General features: G+C 63.0%; 18 protein-coding genes. 6 read left to right on the plus strand and 12 right to left on the minus strand.

The window, feature by feature from the left end; genetic code table 11:
• Positions 1–7: 7 nt before the first annotated feature.
• The 5 genes from BLQ55_RS03900 to BLQ55_RS03920 are packed head-to-tail and all read right to left on the minus strand — an operon-like array spanning position 8 to position 4,264.
• The gene (locus tag BLQ55_RS03900) at positions 8–652 is read right to left on the minus strand and encodes a tetratricopeptide repeat protein (RefSeq protein WP_092197856.1); all 645 of its coding nucleotides are present in this window, start codon (positions 650–652) and stop codon (positions 8–10) included.
• Positions 649–1,458: an SDR family oxidoreductase gene (locus BLQ55_RS03905; RefSeq protein WP_092252483.1), complete on the minus strand. Its 810-nt coding sequence runs from the start codon at positions 1,456–1,458 to the stop codon at positions 649–651. Before BLQ55_RS03905 ends, BLQ55_RS03900 begins: the two co-directional genes overlap by 4 nt.
• The gene (locus BLQ55_RS03910; protein ID WP_092197852.1) at positions 1,445–2,119 is read right to left on the minus strand and encodes an iron-containing redox enzyme family protein; all 675 of its coding nucleotides are present in this window, start codon (positions 2,117–2,119) and stop codon (positions 1,445–1,447) included. The genes BLQ55_RS03905 and BLQ55_RS03910 overlap by 14 nt, the downstream gene beginning before the upstream one ends.
• Entirely contained in the window at positions 2,116–3,597 is a 1,482-nt protein-coding gene (locus BLQ55_RS03915; protein WP_092252485.1) for an AMP-binding protein, read from the minus strand. Before BLQ55_RS03915 ends, BLQ55_RS03910 begins: the two co-directional genes overlap by 4 nt.
• On the minus strand, positions 3,587–4,264 hold the full coding sequence (locus BLQ55_RS03920; RefSeq protein ID WP_092252487.1) for a thermostable hemolysin: 678 nt from the start codon (positions 4,262–4,264) through the stop codon (positions 3,587–3,589). Before BLQ55_RS03920 ends, BLQ55_RS03915 begins: the two co-directional genes overlap by 11 nt.
• A gap of 245 nt (positions 4,265–4,509) precedes the next feature.
• On the opposite strand from BLQ55_RS03920, the gene BLQ55_RS03925 reads away from it, so the two are divergent.
• A complete protein-coding gene (locus BLQ55_RS03925) occupies positions 4,510–6,216 on the plus strand; it encodes an amidase (protein WP_092197846.1) in 1,707 nt (568 codons plus the stop codon).
• Between the two features lie 40 nt (positions 6,217–6,256).
• Here the strand turns inward: BLQ55_RS03925 and BLQ55_RS03930 are convergent, their stop codons facing one another.
• A complete protein-coding gene (locus tag BLQ55_RS03930) occupies positions 6,257–7,111 on the minus strand; it encodes a LysR family transcriptional regulator (RefSeq protein ID WP_092197844.1) in 855 nt (284 codons plus the stop codon).
• A gap of 74 nt (positions 7,112–7,185) precedes the next feature.
• Between BLQ55_RS03930 and BLQ55_RS03935 the strand changes: the two genes are divergently transcribed.
• From BLQ55_RS03935 to BLQ55_RS03950, 4 genes are all read left to right on the plus strand, one after another.
• Positions 7,186–8,124 carry a DMT family transporter gene (locus tag BLQ55_RS03935; protein ID WP_092252489.1) on the plus strand — a complete coding sequence of 313 codons (939 nt, stop codon included), beginning with the start codon at positions 7,186–7,188 and terminating at the stop codon, positions 8,122–8,124.
• Positions 8,125–8,187: 63 nt separating this feature from the next.
• The gene (locus BLQ55_RS03940; RefSeq protein WP_092252491.1) at positions 8,188–9,069 is read left to right on the plus strand and encodes an AraC family transcriptional regulator; all 882 of its coding nucleotides are present in this window, start codon (positions 8,188–8,190) and stop codon (positions 9,067–9,069) included.
• A 216-nt stretch (positions 9,070–9,285) separates the two neighbouring features.
• Positions 9,286–9,753, plus strand: coding sequence for a cyanase (gene cynS / locus BLQ55_RS03945; RefSeq protein ID WP_092252493.1), 468 nt, complete (start codon positions 9,286–9,288; stop codon positions 9,751–9,753).
• Positions 9,754–9,866: 113 nt separating this feature from the next.
• Positions 9,867–10,526 (plus strand): carbonic anhydrase, encoded by a 660-nt coding sequence (locus BLQ55_RS03950; protein ID WP_092197834.1) that lies wholly within the window; start codon positions 9,867–9,869, stop codon positions 10,524–10,526.
• A gap of 15 nt (positions 10,527–10,541) precedes the next feature.
• Here the strand turns inward: BLQ55_RS03950 and cynR are convergent, their stop codons facing one another.
• From cynR to BLQ55_RS03970, 3 genes are all read right to left on the minus strand, one after another.
• Complete coding sequence (gene cynR, locus BLQ55_RS03955; RefSeq protein ID WP_092252495.1) at positions 10,542–11,492, minus strand: transcriptional regulator CynR; 951 nt, start codon at positions 11,490–11,492, stop codon at positions 10,542–10,544.
• Positions 11,493–11,580: 88 nt separating this feature from the next.
• A complete protein-coding gene (locus tag BLQ55_RS03960) occupies positions 11,581–11,805 on the minus strand; it encodes a hypothetical protein (protein WP_092197830.1) in 225 nt (74 codons plus the stop codon).
• Positions 11,806–12,005: 200 nt separating this feature from the next.
• Positions 12,006–12,353 (minus strand): carboxymuconolactone decarboxylase family protein, encoded by a 348-nt coding sequence (locus BLQ55_RS03970; protein ID WP_092165140.1) that lies wholly within the window; start codon positions 12,351–12,353, stop codon positions 12,006–12,008.
• Between the two features lie 110 nt (positions 12,354–12,463).
• Between BLQ55_RS03970 and BLQ55_RS03975 the strand changes: the two genes are divergently transcribed.
• Positions 12,464–13,387 (plus strand): AraC family transcriptional regulator, encoded by a 924-nt coding sequence (locus BLQ55_RS03975; protein ID WP_092252497.1) that lies wholly within the window; start codon positions 12,464–12,466, stop codon positions 13,385–13,387.
• A 3-nt stretch (positions 13,388–13,390) separates the two neighbouring features.
• Here the strand turns inward: BLQ55_RS03975 and BLQ55_RS03980 are convergent, their stop codons facing one another.
• From BLQ55_RS03980 to BLQ55_RS03990, 3 genes are all read right to left on the minus strand, one after another.
• Complete coding sequence (locus BLQ55_RS03980) at positions 13,391–14,302, minus strand: LysR family transcriptional regulator (RefSeq protein WP_092252499.1); 912 nt, start codon at positions 14,300–14,302, stop codon at positions 13,391–13,393.
• Positions 14,302–15,222, minus strand: a complete 921-nt coding sequence (locus BLQ55_RS03985) for a LysR family transcriptional regulator (RefSeq protein ID WP_092252501.1) — start codon at positions 15,220–15,222, stop codon at positions 14,302–14,304. The genes BLQ55_RS03980 and BLQ55_RS03985 overlap by 1 nt, the downstream gene beginning before the upstream one ends.
• Before the next feature lie 98 nt (positions 15,223–15,320).
• The gene (locus tag BLQ55_RS03990; RefSeq protein ID WP_092252503.1) at positions 15,321–15,950 is read right to left on the minus strand and encodes a glutathione S-transferase family protein; all 630 of its coding nucleotides are present in this window, start codon (positions 15,948–15,950) and stop codon (positions 15,321–15,323) included.
• Positions 15,951–16,066 lie beyond the last annotated feature (116 nt).

Genomic DNA, 16,066 nt, shown 5'->3' on the forward strand with positions numbered 1-16,066 from the left:
GCTCCTGTCAGTTCAGTTGCTTGTTCACATCCACCAGTAACGCGTCGATCTCCTTGCGGCGCCCGGCATCGGCCGTTTCCCGACCCGGCCGCGGCGCCGCCTGCAAGGCTTTTTGCAGCGCTGCCTTGGCTTCGCTGTAGCGCTTCTGACGGTAGAGGTGATCGCCCCAAAAGTACAGGCTGTCGATGCCGTTCGGGTTGAGTTGCAACGCTTGCTTGAGCAATTGCTCGGCCTTGTCCGAGTCGCCGAAACCCAGGGGCCAGCCCGGCACCCGGTCGTAGAGTGCGCCGAGGCTGGTGTAGGCCGAGCCTTGCAGGGCCTTGGGGTCCAGGGTCAGGGCTTTTTCCAGGTCGCCCTTGGCGTCCTTGACCTTGCCCAGCGCACCGAGCCCACCCTTGGCACCGGCCCAACTGCTGTTGACGATGCCGGACCAGATCCATGCTTCGGCCACCGATTGGCGCTCCTGCTTGAATGCCGAGGCCTGGGTCGCGAGTTTTTCGAACGCGTCGGCGCGTTGGCCTTCGGGCACTTCATATTGAATGTGGGCCCAGCGCTGCTGGATGTCGCTGAGACGTTGCTGGTCGGCCGCCTCCAATGCCCAGACGCTTTGGCTCAGGGTGCCGATCAATAGGCAAGCGAGAATTTTTTTCATGGCTTGAGGTGCTCGTTTTCAGGTTTGCGACTGAGGCGGCGCACCAGTGGCAATTGCTTGCGCAAGCCACGGTCCACCAGATTGGGCAACAGGCTGTTAAGACCGACGAAAAAGCGTTCAGGCCAGCCCAGATACAGCTCGCGCCGGTCGCCGATAATGGCGTGGATCACCGCCGCCGCCACGGTTTGCGGGTCGTCGACGCTGGCCTTGAGGGCCTGGTTGAGCGCGTCGGCTGCCGGGCTGTTCATCGAGGTTCGGGTGGCCCGGGGCGCCACGTAGAGCACTCCGACACGGGTGTCGGCCAACTCCCGACGCAAGGCTTCGGAAAATCCGCGCAAGGCAAACTTGCTGGCGCAGTAGCTGGCGTAGCCCGGGTAGCCGATTGATCCATAGGTCGAACCGACGTTCACCACCATCGCGCTGTCGGCGTGCTTGAGCAGCGGCAACAGTATTTTGGTCAGGCAGATCGGCGCACTGATGTTCAGCGCCAGCATGGCGTTGATCTCGCTGTCGTCGAGCTGTTCGAGCATGGCGAAGTGGTTCACGCCGGCGGCATTGATCAGCAGGTTGAGGCCGCCCTGGGCCTCGGCGGCGACCAACACTTTGCGTCGGTCAGCGAGGAAGGTCAGGTCGGCTTCGACCCAGCTCAAGTGCTGCGGATAACGCTCCAGCAACGGCTGCAAGGCTTCGCGATGCCTGGCCACGGCCAGCACCCGCGCGCCACTGGCGCACAGGGCAGCGGCAATGGCCTGGCCGATTCCACCGCTGGCACCCGTCAGCACGACACGCGCATCACACAGGCGCATGTTGAGGCTCCCCGTCACGAGGCAGGCCCCGGAACATATCGGTGTACAACCGGTACACCACCTTGGAGGCATGGATCACCGCAGCCTGGTCCGCCGGATCGTCCAGGCGGTTCATCAGGCCGCGATAAGTCTGCATATGCTCGATGTCGAGCGATCCATGGGAGCTGAGGTAACTGAACGCCGTGGGCGGCAGTTCCAGGCGCTGGCGGATGCTGTCGGCGGCATGGGTCGCCAGGGCGATACTGGTGCCTTCCAGCACATTGACCATGCCGAACAGGCCCACCGGGTTGCCTCGGGCGATCAAGTCATAGAGGTAACTGACCATCAGTTCGATGGGCAACGATGGCTGGCCGTTGCGCACCGCCTCCTTATCGCCACCGCACACGGCAATGTCATCCAGCACCCATTGCTCATGGCCGTACTCTTCGTCGATGTATTCGCACACGGCCTTGCGCAGCCATTCCAGGTGCGTTGGCAGGCGCGCCCCGCACGCCATCATCAACGGCACCGTATGGCGCACGTGGTAATACGCCTGAATCAGGAAGCCCCGGTAACTGGCCAGGCTGACCTGGCCGTCGAGGGCGTCGCGGATGATCGGCAGATTGAACAGGGTCTGGCGCTCTTGCTGGGTGGCTTCTTGCAACGTGTCAAAAAAACTCATGATGAGGATTCCTCGGACAAGACAGATGAAGTGAGCTGCGCGCGGTAATGCTCGACGATGGCCTCCCGGCGTGGTCGACCATTGGCGGTGAGCATGCCGTTGGCAGCGCTGAAGGGTTGGTCCAGGCGCGTCCAGCGATGGACCCGCGCGTAGTCGGGCAGCGTGTCGTTGGCCTTGGCCACGGCCAGCTCCAGCGTTTGATCCGTGCAGTCGGCACGGGCGGGCCAGAGCAGAGCATGGTTGTGCGGCAAGGCTTCGCCATAAACGAAGGCCTGGGCAATGTCACCGCCCTGGGTGAGTTCGGCTTCAACCCATTCGGGGTTCACATTGCGACCGAAACTGGTCACGAATTGGTGTTTCTTGCGACCGCGCAGGTAAAGGAAACCGTCCTCGTCGAACGCCCCCAGGTCGCCGCTGGGCCACCATTCGCTGGCGTGCGGTGGCTCACCCAGGTAACCGAGCAGCGTCGAGCCCTTGATCAGGACTTCGCCGTCATCGGCCAAGCGGACCTCCACATGGGGCAGCGGCTGGCCGACACTGCCGGCACGATGAGCCTGTGGCCGATTGAGGCACACCACCGAGGCGCATTCCGACAACCCATAGCCTTCAAACACCGGCAGGCCAACACGCTGGGCCCGCTGCAACAAATCGTGGGACACCCGTGCCCCGCCAACGGCGGCGAATCGCACGACGTGCGGGTTGAACATCTTTTGTTCGGCAGCCATGACCAACATCAGCAGCAGCTGCGGAACCAGGATCAGGCTCTGCGCCCGGCGCTCGGCCAGGCATCCCAGCAGCCGCGTCGGGTCGACCTCGCTGGCGCCCTGAATGCCGAGCGTCCTCTGGCTGGGCAGGCTCAGCATGGCACCGGCATACAACGCCGCGTAGCAGCCAAGGTTTTCCAGCAGAATCGCCAGGGGCAGTAACGCCAGGTGATGCCTGGCCTCGACCGGTTGGCTGGCCTGCTCCAGTTCGCGAGCCACCCGCAACAGGCTGTCGGCGCTCAGGCAGACGCCCTTCGGTGTGCCGGTGGTGCCAGAGGTGAACGTCAGCTTGGCGGTGCCTGCCGGCAGACGGCTCGGTCCGTCGAAGTGCCGTCGCCAGAACTCGCCACCATGCTGGTATCCGGCGGCTTGCAGTTGCGTTTCGAACGCAGGCTCGGCGATCACCCGCTCGGCCTGGCTCTGCTCCAGGCAGTGCCGACGTTGAGCCTGGCTGAAAAAACCGGGCAGGATGACGCAGGCCAGCCCTTCGAACAGCGCGGCAAGGTCCCATAGCATCGCTTCGATACCATTGTCCAGGGCCAGGGCGACAACGCTGATGTGTTCATCGCGCAGGCGTTGCTGGCGGTACACCACTTCGGAATAAAGCGTCGCGTAGTCGAGCTGCGAACCGTCGCCCCACAGTGCCACGGCATGGCCCCTGCGCTCGGCATGACCACGCAGAGTGCGCTTGAAGCGTTCCAATTCAGGCGACATGGCTGGTTTCTCCGAGGTCCGTCGGCAGTCCCAGGCGATTGAACACGCCGGTATTGCGCAGATGAATGAAACCGGCGCGGATGTTTCCGACATGAACCCACGGCTGGCTTTCGTAGTAACGCCCCCAGAGGTGACGCTCCTCGCCAAGGCGCTGCGGGTCGGCCGGGCACAGGGTCACGGGCTTGAGGCCCAGGCGATGGAAGCTGTTGACCAGGCCGATATTGCCAGTGAAGGCAACCCACTCCAGGCCGCCCATGGCCAACAGATAAGTGATCGCGATGATGCTCAGCCGGGCGCTGCCCGTGTCGCTGGCGGCCAGGTTGCCAACCTCGACGATGCCAGCGCGGTCCACCATTCGATCGGCGGCGGCACTGATCAAAGGCTCGATGGGGCTGTCCAGATAATGTTCGAGGAACAGCGCCCCCTGGGCGGCCCGGCGCACGCCAGAGGCTGCGCAGAGCGTGCCATGGACATCGTCGAGCCCGAACAGCTCCGGCATGAAGTGACGAATATCGGCACCGTGGACCTGGCGAAAACGCTGCTGGATGAACGCCTCGAACTCAGCTCGCCGGGCTTGTCCCGGCAACGCCCGGTGCAAGTGCCGAACCGGCGGGCCGGCATCGCCGAAGGCCAGCGGCAAGTGGATGTTCCAGTCAAAATCGGGCATGGCGCAACGTTCTCCCTCGGGCTATTGGGGAGAAGTATCGAGGCCGTTTCTTAACGAAGTCTGAAGATGGGAAGCTTGCGCATGCTTGAGAAATAATCCGATCAAACCTGGGCTGCCCTTGATCGTTCTTCCGTAGTACAGTAGGCAAAACCCGATAAATATCCACCTTTAGATGACCTGAAGTGCCAGGCCCCAATGTCAATGGACCCGCACAGCCGTCATCCTTCCACCGCGGCGGTAACTGCATGATCGACATCACCGAAGTTTCCATTGCCCAACTGCGCGCCGCGCTGGAATCGGGCCAGACCACGGCGGTAGCGCTTGTCCAGGCCTACCTCGCCAGGATCGATGCCTACGACGGCCCCGACACCCCCACGGCCCTCAACGCCGTGGTGGTGCGCAACCCGGATGCGCTGAAGGAAGCGCAGGCCTCCGATGCCCGCCGGGCCAGTGGCCAGACCCTCGGCCCGCTCGACGGCATTCCCTATACGGCCAAGGATAGTTATCTGGTCAAGGGGCTCACCGCCGCCTCCGGAAGCCCGGCGTTCAAGGACTTGGTGGCCTATCGCGATGCGTTCACCATCGAACGACTGCGCGCCGCCGGGGCCATCTGCCTGGGCAAGACCAACATGCCGCCCATGGCCAATGGCGGGATGCAGCGCGGGGTGTATGGCCGTGCGGAAAGCCCGTACAACGGCGACTACCTCACCGCGCCCTTTGCCTCCGGCTCCTCGAACGGTGCGGGCACGGCAACCGCCGCCAGTTTCGCGGCGTTCGGCCTTGCCGAGGAAACCTGGTCGAGTGGACGCGGCCCGGCGTCGAACAACGGCCTGTGCGCCTACACGCCGTCGCGCGGGGTGATTTCGGTGCGGGGCAACTGGCCGTTGACGCCGACGATGGACGTCGTCGTGCCCTTCGCCAGGACCATGGCCGACCTGCTCGAAGTGCTGGACGTAGTGGTCGCCGAGGACCCGGACACCCGTGGCGACCTGTGGCGGTTGCAACCCTGGGTGCCGATTCCGAGCGTCGAATCGGTTCGTCCCGCCTCGTATCCGAGCCTTGCCAGCAACCCGACGGCGCTGGCCGGCATTCGGTTCGGCGTGCCACGGATGTACATCAATGCGGACCCTGAAGCCGGCACCGCCGAAGCCCCCGGCATCGGTGGCCCGACCGGGCAGCGAATCGTCACCCGCGCCTCGGTGATCGACCTTTGGGAACAAGCCCGCAAGGCCCTTGAGGCTTGCGGCGCCGAAGTGATCGAAGTGGATTTCCCGCTGGTGTCCAACTGCGAGGGCGACCGTCCCGGCGCACCGACGGTGTTCACCCGCGGCCTGGTTTCCAAGGAGTTCCTGCACCATGAGTTGTGGGACCTGTCGGCCTGGGCATTCGATGACTTCCTGCGGGCCAACGGTGATCCGAAATTGAATCGCCTGGCCGATGTCGACGGACCGAAGATCTTCCCCCACGACCCGGGCACCCTGCCCAACCGGGAGGACGATCTGGCCGCCGGCATGGACGAGTATGTGAAGATGGCCCAGCGCGGCATTACGCCCTGGGACCAGATCCCGACGCTGCCCGACGGGTTGCGGGGGCTTGAAGCGACACGCCGGATCGACCTGGAAGACTGGATGGAGCGGCTGGGCCTGGACGCGGTGATTTTCCCGACCGTCGCCGACGTCGGACCGGCGGATGCGGATATCAATCCGGAATCTGCCGATATCGCCTGGAGCAACGGGGTCTGGGTCGCCAACGGCAACCTCGCCATCCGCCACCTGGGCGTACCCACGGTCACCGTGCCAATGGGCGTCATGGCGGACATCGGCATGCCCGTCGGGCTGACATTCGCCGGGCGTGCCTATGACGATTCGAAGCTGTTGCAACTGGCGTCGGCGTTCGAGTCGATTGGCTCCAAGCGCCGGGTCCCGCCTCGGACACCGCCATTGTCGGCTTGACCCGGTCCTTAGGGCTGCGCAGCGGCGCCCGACTCCATGCCTACAGCCGGAAATACTGCTGCATGGCACGGGCCAGCAGGCTAACGGCTTCGTCGTTGCGTGATGCCTGGGCGCGCATGAACACCACTTCATGCTCCGCGATCACCGGCAGGCCTTCGAGGATCCGCATGGCATCCGTCACCCGCCCACGGTCGATCAGGCTGATCGCCAGCCCGGCCTCCACACAGGCCTTGACGGCCTGGTTGGAGGGGCTTTCCAGGACGATGCGGGTCTTGCGTCCGCTTTGCCTGAGGGACTCCAGCATCGCTTGTCGATAAGGGCATTGCGCCGCATGCACCGCCAGCGGCAGCGGCTCCATCGAGGCCGCCGCCGTGTGGGCCGGCCCGACCCAGACCGGCGTGGTGGACACCAGCACTTGCACCTCTGCATTCGCCTGCCCCTTCGGCTGGGCGACCACCGCCGCCTGGAGCTTGCCGCGCTGCACCAGGTCGCGTAGCGCGTAACTTGGCGCAGTCTTGAGCTCCAGCACCACATTGGGCCACGCGGCGGCGAAGGTCGGGAGGATGTCGCGGATCACATGGTCTGCGTACTCATCCGGCACCCCCAAGGTGATACGTCCCGCCAAACGGGTTCCGTGCAGGTCGGCCAGCACCCGGTCATGGGTGCTCAGCAGCTCTGTCGTCGCCACGAGCAAACGCTGGCCCAACGCGGTGAGGGATACCGATTGATTGTCCCGGTTGAGCAACCGCCCGCCAGCGACCGCTTCCAAACGCTGGATATGCACGCTGACCGCCGCCGGGCTTTTGTGCAGTTGGTCTGCCGCCGCACTGAACTTACCGATCCGCGCCACCGCATGAAAAGTACGTATCAAGTCGATATCGAGTATGGCCGTCATGATTCAATCTTCGTGAACAACTGATGCATTACATTTTGATTTATTAGATTAGCCGGGTTTCGTAGCCTGTGGCCATGAACCCGAATAAGTCGATGACCTGCACTTCCCTGCCCCGGCCCGCCTGGTACTGGCTGATTCCATTGCCGTTGCTCGAAGCGGCATTGCTGGTGTCGTGGAGCTCGGGTTTCGTCGGTGCGCGCTTTTCCATCGATTACGCGCCGGCCCTGCTGGTGGTCTTCTGGCGGTGTGTCGTGGTCACGCTCGTCCTGTTTCCCTTCGTCGCCAGGTCGCTACGCCGGACCTCGCCCATCGCACTTTTGAAGAATGCCGGCATCGGCCTCCTGGCGATGGCGGGCTACCTGGGCGGCATCACCCAAGGCATTGCCCTGGGCGTGCCGGCGGGCCTGGCCGCGCTGGTCGCCGACCTGTTGCCGATGGGCATGGCGCTGCTGGCCGCAGGCGTACTCCGGCAACGACTGGCCTGGCAGGTCTGGACGGGGCTGCTGATCGGCCTGCTCGGCGTCGTTCTGGTAACCCAGGGCGCACTGGCGTGGGGCAATGCGCCCTTGTGGGCCTATGGCCTGCCGCTGCTTGGCATGCTCTCGCTCGCCGTCGCGACCCTGTGGCAGAAACACTTGCCCGCCGAACAATCGCTGGGGCTGCTGCCCAACCTGTGGCTGCAGTGTTGCGTGTCGGGCCTGGCCTTCGCCCTGGTCGAGGGCGCCCATGGCAGCCTGGCCCCGCTGCCCAGCACAGGCTTCGCACTGAGCGTATTGTGGACCGCGGGCCTGTCGACCATGGGCGGCTACGGCCTCTATTGGTTGTGCCTGCGTCGCGCGACCGCCACCCGCGTCGCCAGTGTCCTGTACCTCAGCCCGCCCATTACGATGCTCTGGGCCTGGGCCATGTTCAACGAACCGCTTTCCTGGCAGATGGTGGTGGGGATGGCGGCGTCCGGGATCGGCATCTGGCTGGTCGTTGGCTCCGAGACCCGGCAGGCTGCGAGAAGATAGCAAGATCGGTCGAGCGCATTGTGCTCGCCGGCCTCATGCTGGTGGCCTTTACTGGGAAAGACCATGACCGACACAAAAAAGCATTACCAATCCCGCATGCAGAAGGTGCTCGATTACATCGACCTGCACCTTGATGACTGCCTGGACCTGGACACGTTGAGCGGCGTTGCGGCTTTTTCGAAATACCATTTTCACCGGCAGTTCATCGCGACGTTCAGCTTGCCCTTGAATCGCTACGTCCAACTCGCGCGCCTGAAACGCGCCTCCTACAAACTGGCGTTTCGCGAACATGAAACGATTACGCAGATCGCCATGGACGCCGGTTACGCAGCGCCTGACGCCTTTGCCCGTGTATTTCGACAACGGGTGGGACAACCGCCTTCGCATTTCCGCAAGTCTCCCGACTGGCAGCGCTGGAACACCCTTTTCACGCCATTGCACACTGCGAGGAACCGCCTCATGCCCACGCCCTATCAGCCCAGTGACGTACGGATCCGTACGGTTCCTGCAACCCCCGTCGCCATCATGGAACACCGAGGCGATCCCTCGACGATCGGTACGACCCTCCAACGCTTCATTGCCTGGCGGCGAAGTGTCGGCCTGATCCCCTCGATCAGCCCGACGTTCAATGTATTTCACTCCGACCCGCGCACGACGCCGCCGCAAGACTATCGCCTGGATTTATGCGCGGGGACGGGCCGACCTGTCGTGCCGAACGGAGAAACGATCAAGGCTGGCAGTATTCCCGCCGGACGTTGTGCAGTGCTGCGGGTCGAAGGGGGCGCAGACAACCTCGAGCCCGCCGCGCTGTACTTATACAGGGACTGGTTGCCGGCCAGCGGTGAGGAGCCAGGAGATTTCCCCCTCTACTGCCAGCGTATTACGTTCTTTCCGGACGTTGCGGAGAACCAAGCCATTACCGAGCTCTTTCTGCCACTCAGGTGATCGGAAGCGGCGAACATCGCTTGTACGATCGGTAGGTCGGCCTTCAAGTGCAGGTCAACAATTACAGGATTTATACCTCGACAACGTGGGGCTCCAATTCATAGGCAACACCAATACATTGCATTGCATATCGGTCTTGGACGCTATAACCAAAGCGGCAGATGATGGCTTCAACCAAGCGACATCAACCCGATCCAAACCGATAGGAGCTACGCCATGCAACAGTCCCACGCCTACAACGACATCAGCCTGGCCCTGACCACCGAAGTACTGGATGCCAAGGCGCGCAAGCACCTTTCCTGGCAGGACTTGGCCGATGGCACCGGCCTGAGCCTCGCCTACGTCACCGCCGCCCTGCTCGGCCAGCATCCATTGCCGGAACGCGCGGCGAAGGTGATTGGCGGGAAGCTCGACCTGACCGCTGACTCGGTCGCCCGCCTGCAGATCATTCCCCTGCGCGGCAGCCTCGCTGGCGTGCCGACCGATCCGACGATCTATCGCTTCTACGAAATGATCCAGATCTACGGCACCACCCTCAAGGCACTGGTTCATGAGCAGTTCGGCGACGGCATCATCAGCGCGATCAACTTCAAGCTCGACATCAAGAAAGTCGAGGACCCTGAAGGCGGCTCGCGTGCGGTGATCACACTGGACGGCAAGTTCCTGCCCCTGCGTCCGTTCTGACCTGTCGCGATTCCCAAGGTGAAACCCACATTCCTGAATACAGCCTGGTCGGCGACAGCTGCACGAACTGATACTCGGCTGGGCAAACAACCCATTCATTGGAGGCAAGCAGCATGAAAGCGCTGATCGAAGGTTTCCTGAAGTTCCAGCAAGAGGTCTTTCCACAACGCACGGACCTGTTCAAACACCTGGCCACCACGCAACACCCGGGCACGTTGTTCATCACCTGTTCCGACAGCCGCGTTGTACCGGAGCTGCTGACCCAGCAGGAACCCGGCGAACTGTTCGTGATCCGTAATGCCGGCAATATCGTGCCGTCCTATAGCCCGCACCCGGGCGGTGTTTCCGCGACGGTGGAATATGCCGTCGCGGTGCTGGGCGTGAGGGATATCGTGATCTGTGGTCATTCCGATTGCGGTGCCATGACCGCCGTCGCCAAATGCGCCTGCATGAATCACCTGCCAGCGGTCAGCGGTTGGCTGCAACACGCCGAGTCGGCACGGGTCATCAATGAGTCACGGCCTCACGTCGATGACGCGGCGAAAGTCAGTTCGATGGTGCGTGAAAACGTCATCGCCCAATTGGCGAACATCCAGACGCACCCGAGTGTGCGGCTGGCCCAGGAGAAGGGCTTGCTCAACCTGCACGGCTGGGTCTATGACATCGAGACCGGCTCCATCGACGCCCTGGACGTCGACAATCGCAGCTTCAGGTCCTTGGCGGACAACCCCCAGGCGTGTGCCGTACCGGCCCGGACGGCGACTGCCGCGTGAGGGTCGCTGTTTTGTCTAGGGCAACTGCCCACCTCGATCACGGTGGCGAGGGCGCTTGCTCCCGCTGGGCTGCGCAGCGGCCCCAAAGCCATCCATCCCGTGCAACAGTGTCTCCATGAAAGCCACGGACGCCGCGCTGTGATAGTTGTTCTTGCGCCGCAACAGCGAAGCTCCACGCCGTGGCGCCGCGTCCTGCAGCGCCAGCTTGCGCAGTGCGCGCTCCTGGGTGGCGATGGGTTCCGGAAGAATGGTGGCGACGGACGAATGCCCGATCACTTCCAGCAACGTGCTGACCGAGTTGACCTCAATGCTCACCTTGGGCGTGATCCGAGCCTGGACGAAGTAGTCATCGATGCACGTACGGGTGGCAAAGTCCGGGCTCAACAAGGCGAACTCCAGTTGCCCGACCTGCTCAGCCGTCAGCGCGGCCTGGCAGTCATACAACGGGTGATTGCGCCCCACCATCAGCCCCAGGGTTTCGGTGAACGCCGGGATCGATTCGATATCGGCGCTCCTGACCTGATCGAATGCGATGGCGATGTCTAACGTGTCATTCGCCAAGCCCTCCTCGATATCAACCATCGACAATTCGAAGATTTGCAGATGGATATTCGGGTATCGCCCGCGGTAGTCACGCACCAGCGGCCCGACCAGGTAAGCCATGAACGTCGGGGTCATGGCCAGCCTCAAGCTGCCGCGGGACAGGTCCTTGACGTCATGCAGCGCGCGCTTGCCGGCGGCCAGTTCCACCAGTACCCGCCGGGCGCATTCGATATAGGCCGCCCCGGCGTCCGTGGGCCTGACCGTGCGAGACGTGCGGTCGAACAGACTCACCCCGAGGGTTTCTTCCAGTTGCCGGATCTGTTGCGACAGGGTCGGCTGCGACACGTGCAGCACCTCGGCGGCACGCGTGAAACCGCCGTGGTCAGCGACCGCCAACAGATAGCGCAAGTGACGTAGCAACATCGGAACCACCACCTGGAGCTTGGGTAATTGCGATGCATTGTATAGGGGACATGCCGCATCCACATCCGCCACGGGCTCAGCGTTGTGTTTAGCGGGTCGGCGTCAGCCTCAGCACCCGCATCACAAAAGCGCCCGCCTTCGCCAGCATGGCGCCGCTCGTACTGGGCTGGCACACGGCGTTCGAAACCGGTGCTGCGGACTCGCTGGCCAGGGCGCCCATCAACTGGGGCAGCAGGAATCCGCCTTCGTATTCTGGGTGAATCGCGACAGAGGTGTCCGACCAAGGGTTGCCGGTGCAGGTGACGTCGATCATGGGAAATCTCCTGGAGAATGGAGAACGCTGCGACGGCCCGAAACGGTCGATCGCTTCTGGGATCAGTTTCACTGGCGAACGGTTTTTAGAGAATGCCCAGGAGTCTGATGACTCGATTGCGTTATCTGAAACAATCGCCCCGGGCAGCCAAAAAAGCCCCGGAACCGTTGAGGGAACCGGGGCTTGGGACCGGCTATAAGTCACGCCGGCTTTTGCAGCGTGTCGTACGCTTCAAGCGAGCGCAGCGAGTAGATGTAGGCAGCCCCCGCATTCAACGAAATCGCAGTGGCCAGGGCCGCTGCGACCTCCTCACGGCTCGCCCCCGCCTTGATCGCCGCATCCGTGTGGGCGGCGATACAACCGTCGCAACGGGTGGTCACGGCGATGGCGATCGAGATCAGCTCGCGGGTCTTGGCATCGAGCACGTTGTTTTCGCTGGCGGCTTCCCCGAGCGCCATATAGGCCTTGACCATTTTCGGGTTGCTGCGGCCCAGCGCGCCAAACGCTTTCTGAATGGTGGGCAACAATTCGGACCAGTTATTGAACATGGCATTAACTCCTGAGTGGGTTGGGTGTACTGTTTTGACGCCCTCAGTTTTTCACCCTGGCGCCACTCGGTTTTGCTCAATCCGCTCAGTTTTTTTGGCGAAACGCTCAAATGAATGCGATCGATAAACTCATCAGCCTGGCCAACGTTCGCGGCAGCCTGGACCTGCGCTGTCAGTTCCAGGGCGACTGGGCCCTGGAACACGGCCAGCAGGCCCTGGGCACCGCGCCCTATCACATCGTGCTGGCCGGCGAAGGCCGCGTCGAGTTTGCCGATGGGCAGCGCTTGCCCATGCGCGCCGGTGACATCCTGCTGCTGCCGCGAGGCGCCCCGCACCTCATGCACAGCCCTGGGAAAATGGTGACGCCGACCTTACCCCGGATCGTGACCGGGGGCGCCCTGCCGATTCACCGCATTGGCGGTGCCAGTGCGGAGCTGGACATGCTTTGCGGTGGTTTCCATTTCAATCGGGCTTCGTTGCTGTTCAGTGCCCTGCCCGACTACCTGGTGATTCCCAGCGGCGCATTACCGGCCAACGGACCTTTGCCGGCGTTGGTGGAAATCCTTCGCGGGGAAGCGGATGGGAACCAGCCCGGCGCTCGCTTCTTGCTCGACGCCTTGTCCCAGGCCCTGTTCACCCTGATCCTGCGTGCGCACCTGGCGAGCCATGGCCAGGACAGCGGCTCGCTGGCCCTGCTCGGCGACAAGCGCCTGGGCCGGGCCTGGCAGGCGATGCTGGCGGCCCCTGCACACGAGTGGACCATTCAGGGCCTGGCGGACCTCGCGAGCATGTCCCGGGCCAATTTCATGCGGGCATTCGTCAAGCTGGCCGGCGTCTCGCCGTGGGTACTGTTGACGCAAGTGCGAATGGAGCTGGCCTTCAGTCTGCTCAGCCACTCACACCTGGGGCTGAGCGATATTGCCGTACAGGTCGGCTACCAATCCCAGGCTGCGTTCAGCAAGAAATTCAAGGAAATCTACGGCGAGGCGCCAGGGCGGGTGCGGCGTGGGATCCAGGCCCCGAATGCGCGCTGACAATCAACAGATATCCGCTCGCAGGGCCGGGTGCTCGCGCAGGTGCTCGACGATGTAGTCCACGAAACTGCGCACACGCATCGGCGCCTTGCGTCTTTCACGGTAGACCACATGCACGGGCATGGAGGGCGGCTCATAGGCTTGCAAGACCCTGCGCAAGCGTCCGCTGCTCAGATAGTCGTACAACGGATAGCTCAAGCAGCGCGTCAACCCGGCCCCATGAGCCGCAGCGTCGATGGCCGCCTGTAGCGTGGCGCAACTGAGGCGCGTGCGTGCCTTGAAGCCGTTGGCCTCGCCCTGCTGTTGAAAGGACCACTGGACCCAGTCCTGGTTGGCCTGCGTGGCGATCAGTCGGTGATCGTGCAGATCCTGCGGCACAACCGGCTCACCATGCCTGGCCAGGTAACCAGGACTGGCGCAGACGAGCGAGCGAACACTGCCGACAGGCCGTGCGATCAATGAGCAACTGGGCAGATGCCCGACCAGCACCGCGACATCCAGCCCTTCCTCATGCATGTTCGGGAAACGATCATGGTAGTGGGCGAATACCCTGATCTCGGGAAAGTGATCCATGTAGCCGGCCAATACCGGGGCCATGACATAACGGCTGAACAACGTGGGCAACAGAATCGTCAAATTGCCCTGCGCCTGGACATGCCAGCCCCTGGCCGATGCTTCAGCCTCGTCAACGGCCTTGAGAATGCGTGAACAATCGACCATGAAGCCGACCCCGGCTTCCGTCAACACCACCCCGCGCGTGCTTCGTGACAGTAACTGCACCCCCAGCCGCGCTTCCAGTCGAGCGACCGCACGCATCACGGTCTGTCCGGAGACGTTGAGGCGCTGGGCGGCCGAGGCAAGGCTGGAGCACTGCGACAGCGCGTGGAATACCAGCATTTCATGGTGGCGCGCCATCAGCCGGTGCCTTTCACGACAGGCTTGAGCGTGACGTCGTTCCCCAGCCGATCCGCGAGGAAATCCACGAACGTACGCACCTTGGCCGGCACTCGATTGCTCTTCTGATACACCACGTGAATCGGCAACGCCGGTGGTTCGAAAGCCTTGAGCACCACTTCCAGTTCACCGGCGGCGACCTGCCGGGCCACTTGATAAGACAATACCCGGGTAACGCCCCAGCCTTGGCGGGCGATATTGATCGCAGCCTGATTCGCGGTCACCACCAGGCGTGGATCAACCCGCAGGCTCAGCGAGTTTGCTTCGTCCATGAACTGCCAGTGGCTCAGCAAATGACTGGCCGAAGACATCACGACATTGGCCTTGCTCAACTCACCAGGATGGGTTGGCCGTCCATGGCGCTGGAAATAGGCCGGGGCGCCGCAAATCACTTGGCGTACCTCACCGACCTTGATGGCGTGCTGATTGTTTTCCTGCAAATGGCCGATGCGGATCGCCACATCGATGCCCTCGTCCGCGATATTCACCACACGGTCGACCAACAAGGCATTGAGGTGCACCGAGGGAAACTGATCCAGGTAATCCGTCAGCAAAGGCGCGATGTACAACTCGCCAAACAGCACCGGCGCGGTGACCGTCAGATACCCGCCCGGGATCGAGTAGCTGCCGGCGGCGGCCTCCTCGGCCTCTTCGAGCTCACTCAGGATCCGCCGGCAATCTTCCAGGTAGCGTTGCCCCGCCTCGGTCAGGTGCACATTGCGGGTGGTACGGGACAACAGCTGGGTGCCGATCCGTTCTTCCATCGCCGCAATGGCTCGCGTCACGCTCGGTGGCGAAATGCGCAAGCGCCGGGCGGCAGCGGCGAACCCTTCCTCCTCGGCCACCACCATGAAAATCTGCATTTCCTGAAAGCGATCCATGGGTGATCCAGCCTTGCTTGAGGGAGATTGAACATACGTGGCGGTTACGGCCTCAAGGCTTGCCGGAAGATGGCCCCGGCAAGCGCCTGCGGTTTGACTCAGGCTTGCTGCAAGCCCTTGGCGGTGCGCTGCATGCCGACGAAATTCGGCAAGGCTTCGATGCTGCCCAGCCAGGCACGCACGTTCGGGTAGTCGGTCAGCGCGACGTTGCCTTCCGGTGCGTGAGACACATAGGTGTACGCGGCCACGTCAGCGATGGTCGGTTGCTCACCGGCCAGGAACCGGCTTTGTCCCAGCTCCGTCTCCATCACCTTCAACAGGGCGTGGGAACGCTTGATGGCGTCTTCGGCGTCATAGCCGGCGCCGAATACGGTGATCAATCGGGCGTTGGCCGGCCCCTGGTTGATCTGGCCCGCGGCCACCGAAAGCCAGCGCTGCACCCGGGCCTGGGCGAGCGGATCGCTGGGCAACCACTGGCCCTTGCCGAACTTGGCCGCGAGGTAAACCAGGATCGCGTTCGAGTCGGCCAGCACCACACCGTTGTCATCGATCACCGGCACCTGGCCGAAGCTGTTGATGGCGAGGAACTCCGGGGTCTTGTGCTCGCCTTTCATCAAGTCCACGAATACCAGCTCGGTCGGCTGGCCCAGCAGCGAGAGCATCAGCTCGACACGATGGGCGTGACCCGACAACGGGTGGCGATAAAGTTTGATCGCGTTCTCAGGCATGACGTACTCCATGTTGTTTGGGCTCGAAGCGGTGATCGCGTCGATGGCGCTATCCTCTGCTCCTGCTCCGGACAGTGGAATAACCAGCTTTTACAATCCAGCATTTCACCCCGTGA

Origin of the sequence: Pseudomonas sp. NFACC13-1, assembly GCF_900104425.1 — a bacterium.
GTDB classification, from domain to species: Bacteria; Pseudomonadota; Gammaproteobacteria; order Pseudomonadales; family Pseudomonadaceae; genus Aquipseudomonas; species Aquipseudomonas fluorescens_AA.

Bases quoted from the DNA above. Each gene is read 5' to 3' on its own strand.
- BLQ55_RS03900 (WP_092197856.1), bottom strand. From the start codon at position 652: ATGAAAAAAATTCTCGCTTGCCTATTGATCGGCACCCTGAGCCAAAGC.
- BLQ55_RS03905 (WP_092252483.1), bottom strand. From the start codon at position 1,458: ATGCGCCTGTGTGATGCGCGTGTCGTGCTGACGGGTGCCAGCGGTGGA.
- BLQ55_RS03910 (WP_092197852.1), bottom strand. From the start codon at position 2,119: ATGAGTTTTTTTGACACGTTGCAAGAAGCCACCCAGCAAGAGCGCCAG.
- BLQ55_RS03915 (WP_092252485.1), bottom strand. From the start codon at position 3,597: ATGTCGCCTGAATTGGAACGCTTCAAGCGCACTCTGCGTGGTCATGCC.
- BLQ55_RS03920 (WP_092252487.1), bottom strand. From the start codon at position 4,264: ATGCCCGATTTTGACTGGAACATCCACTTGCCGCTGGCCTTCGGCGAT.
- BLQ55_RS03925 (WP_092197846.1), top strand. From the start codon at position 4,510: ATGATCGACATCACCGAAGTTTCCATTGCCCAACTGCGCGCCGCGCTG.
- BLQ55_RS03930 (WP_092197844.1), bottom strand. From the start codon at position 7,111: ATGACGGCCATACTCGATATCGACTTGATACGTACTTTTCATGCGGTG.
- BLQ55_RS03935 (WP_092252489.1), top strand. From the start codon at position 7,186: ATGAACCCGAATAAGTCGATGACCTGCACTTCCCTGCCCCGGCCCGCC.
- BLQ55_RS03940 (WP_092252491.1), top strand. From the start codon at position 8,188: ATGACCGACACAAAAAAGCATTACCAATCCCGCATGCAGAAGGTGCTC.
- cynS (WP_092252493.1), top strand. From the start codon at position 9,286: ATGCAACAGTCCCACGCCTACAACGACATCAGCCTGGCCCTGACCACC.
- BLQ55_RS03950 (WP_092197834.1), top strand. From the start codon at position 9,867: ATGAAAGCGCTGATCGAAGGTTTCCTGAAGTTCCAGCAAGAGGTCTTT.
- cynR (WP_092252495.1), bottom strand. From the start codon at position 11,492: ATGTTGCTACGTCACTTGCGCTATCTGTTGGCGGTCGCTGACCACGGC.
- BLQ55_RS03960 (WP_092197830.1), bottom strand. From the start codon at position 11,805: ATGATCGACGTCACCTGCACCGGCAACCCTTGGTCGGACACCTCTGTC.
- BLQ55_RS03970 (WP_092165140.1), bottom strand. From the start codon at position 12,353: ATGTTCAATAACTGGTCCGAATTGTTGCCCACCATTCAGAAAGCGTTT.
- BLQ55_RS03975 (WP_092252497.1), top strand. From the start codon at position 12,464: ATGAATGCGATCGATAAACTCATCAGCCTGGCCAACGTTCGCGGCAGC.
- BLQ55_RS03980 (WP_092252499.1), bottom strand. From the start codon at position 14,302: ATGGCGCGCCACCATGAAATGCTGGTATTCCACGCGCTGTCGCAGTGC.
- BLQ55_RS03985 (WP_092252501.1), bottom strand. From the start codon at position 15,222: ATGGATCGCTTTCAGGAAATGCAGATTTTCATGGTGGTGGCCGAGGAG.
- BLQ55_RS03990 (WP_092252503.1), bottom strand. From the start codon at position 15,950: ATGCCTGAGAACGCGATCAAACTTTATCGCCACCCGTTGTCGGGTCAC.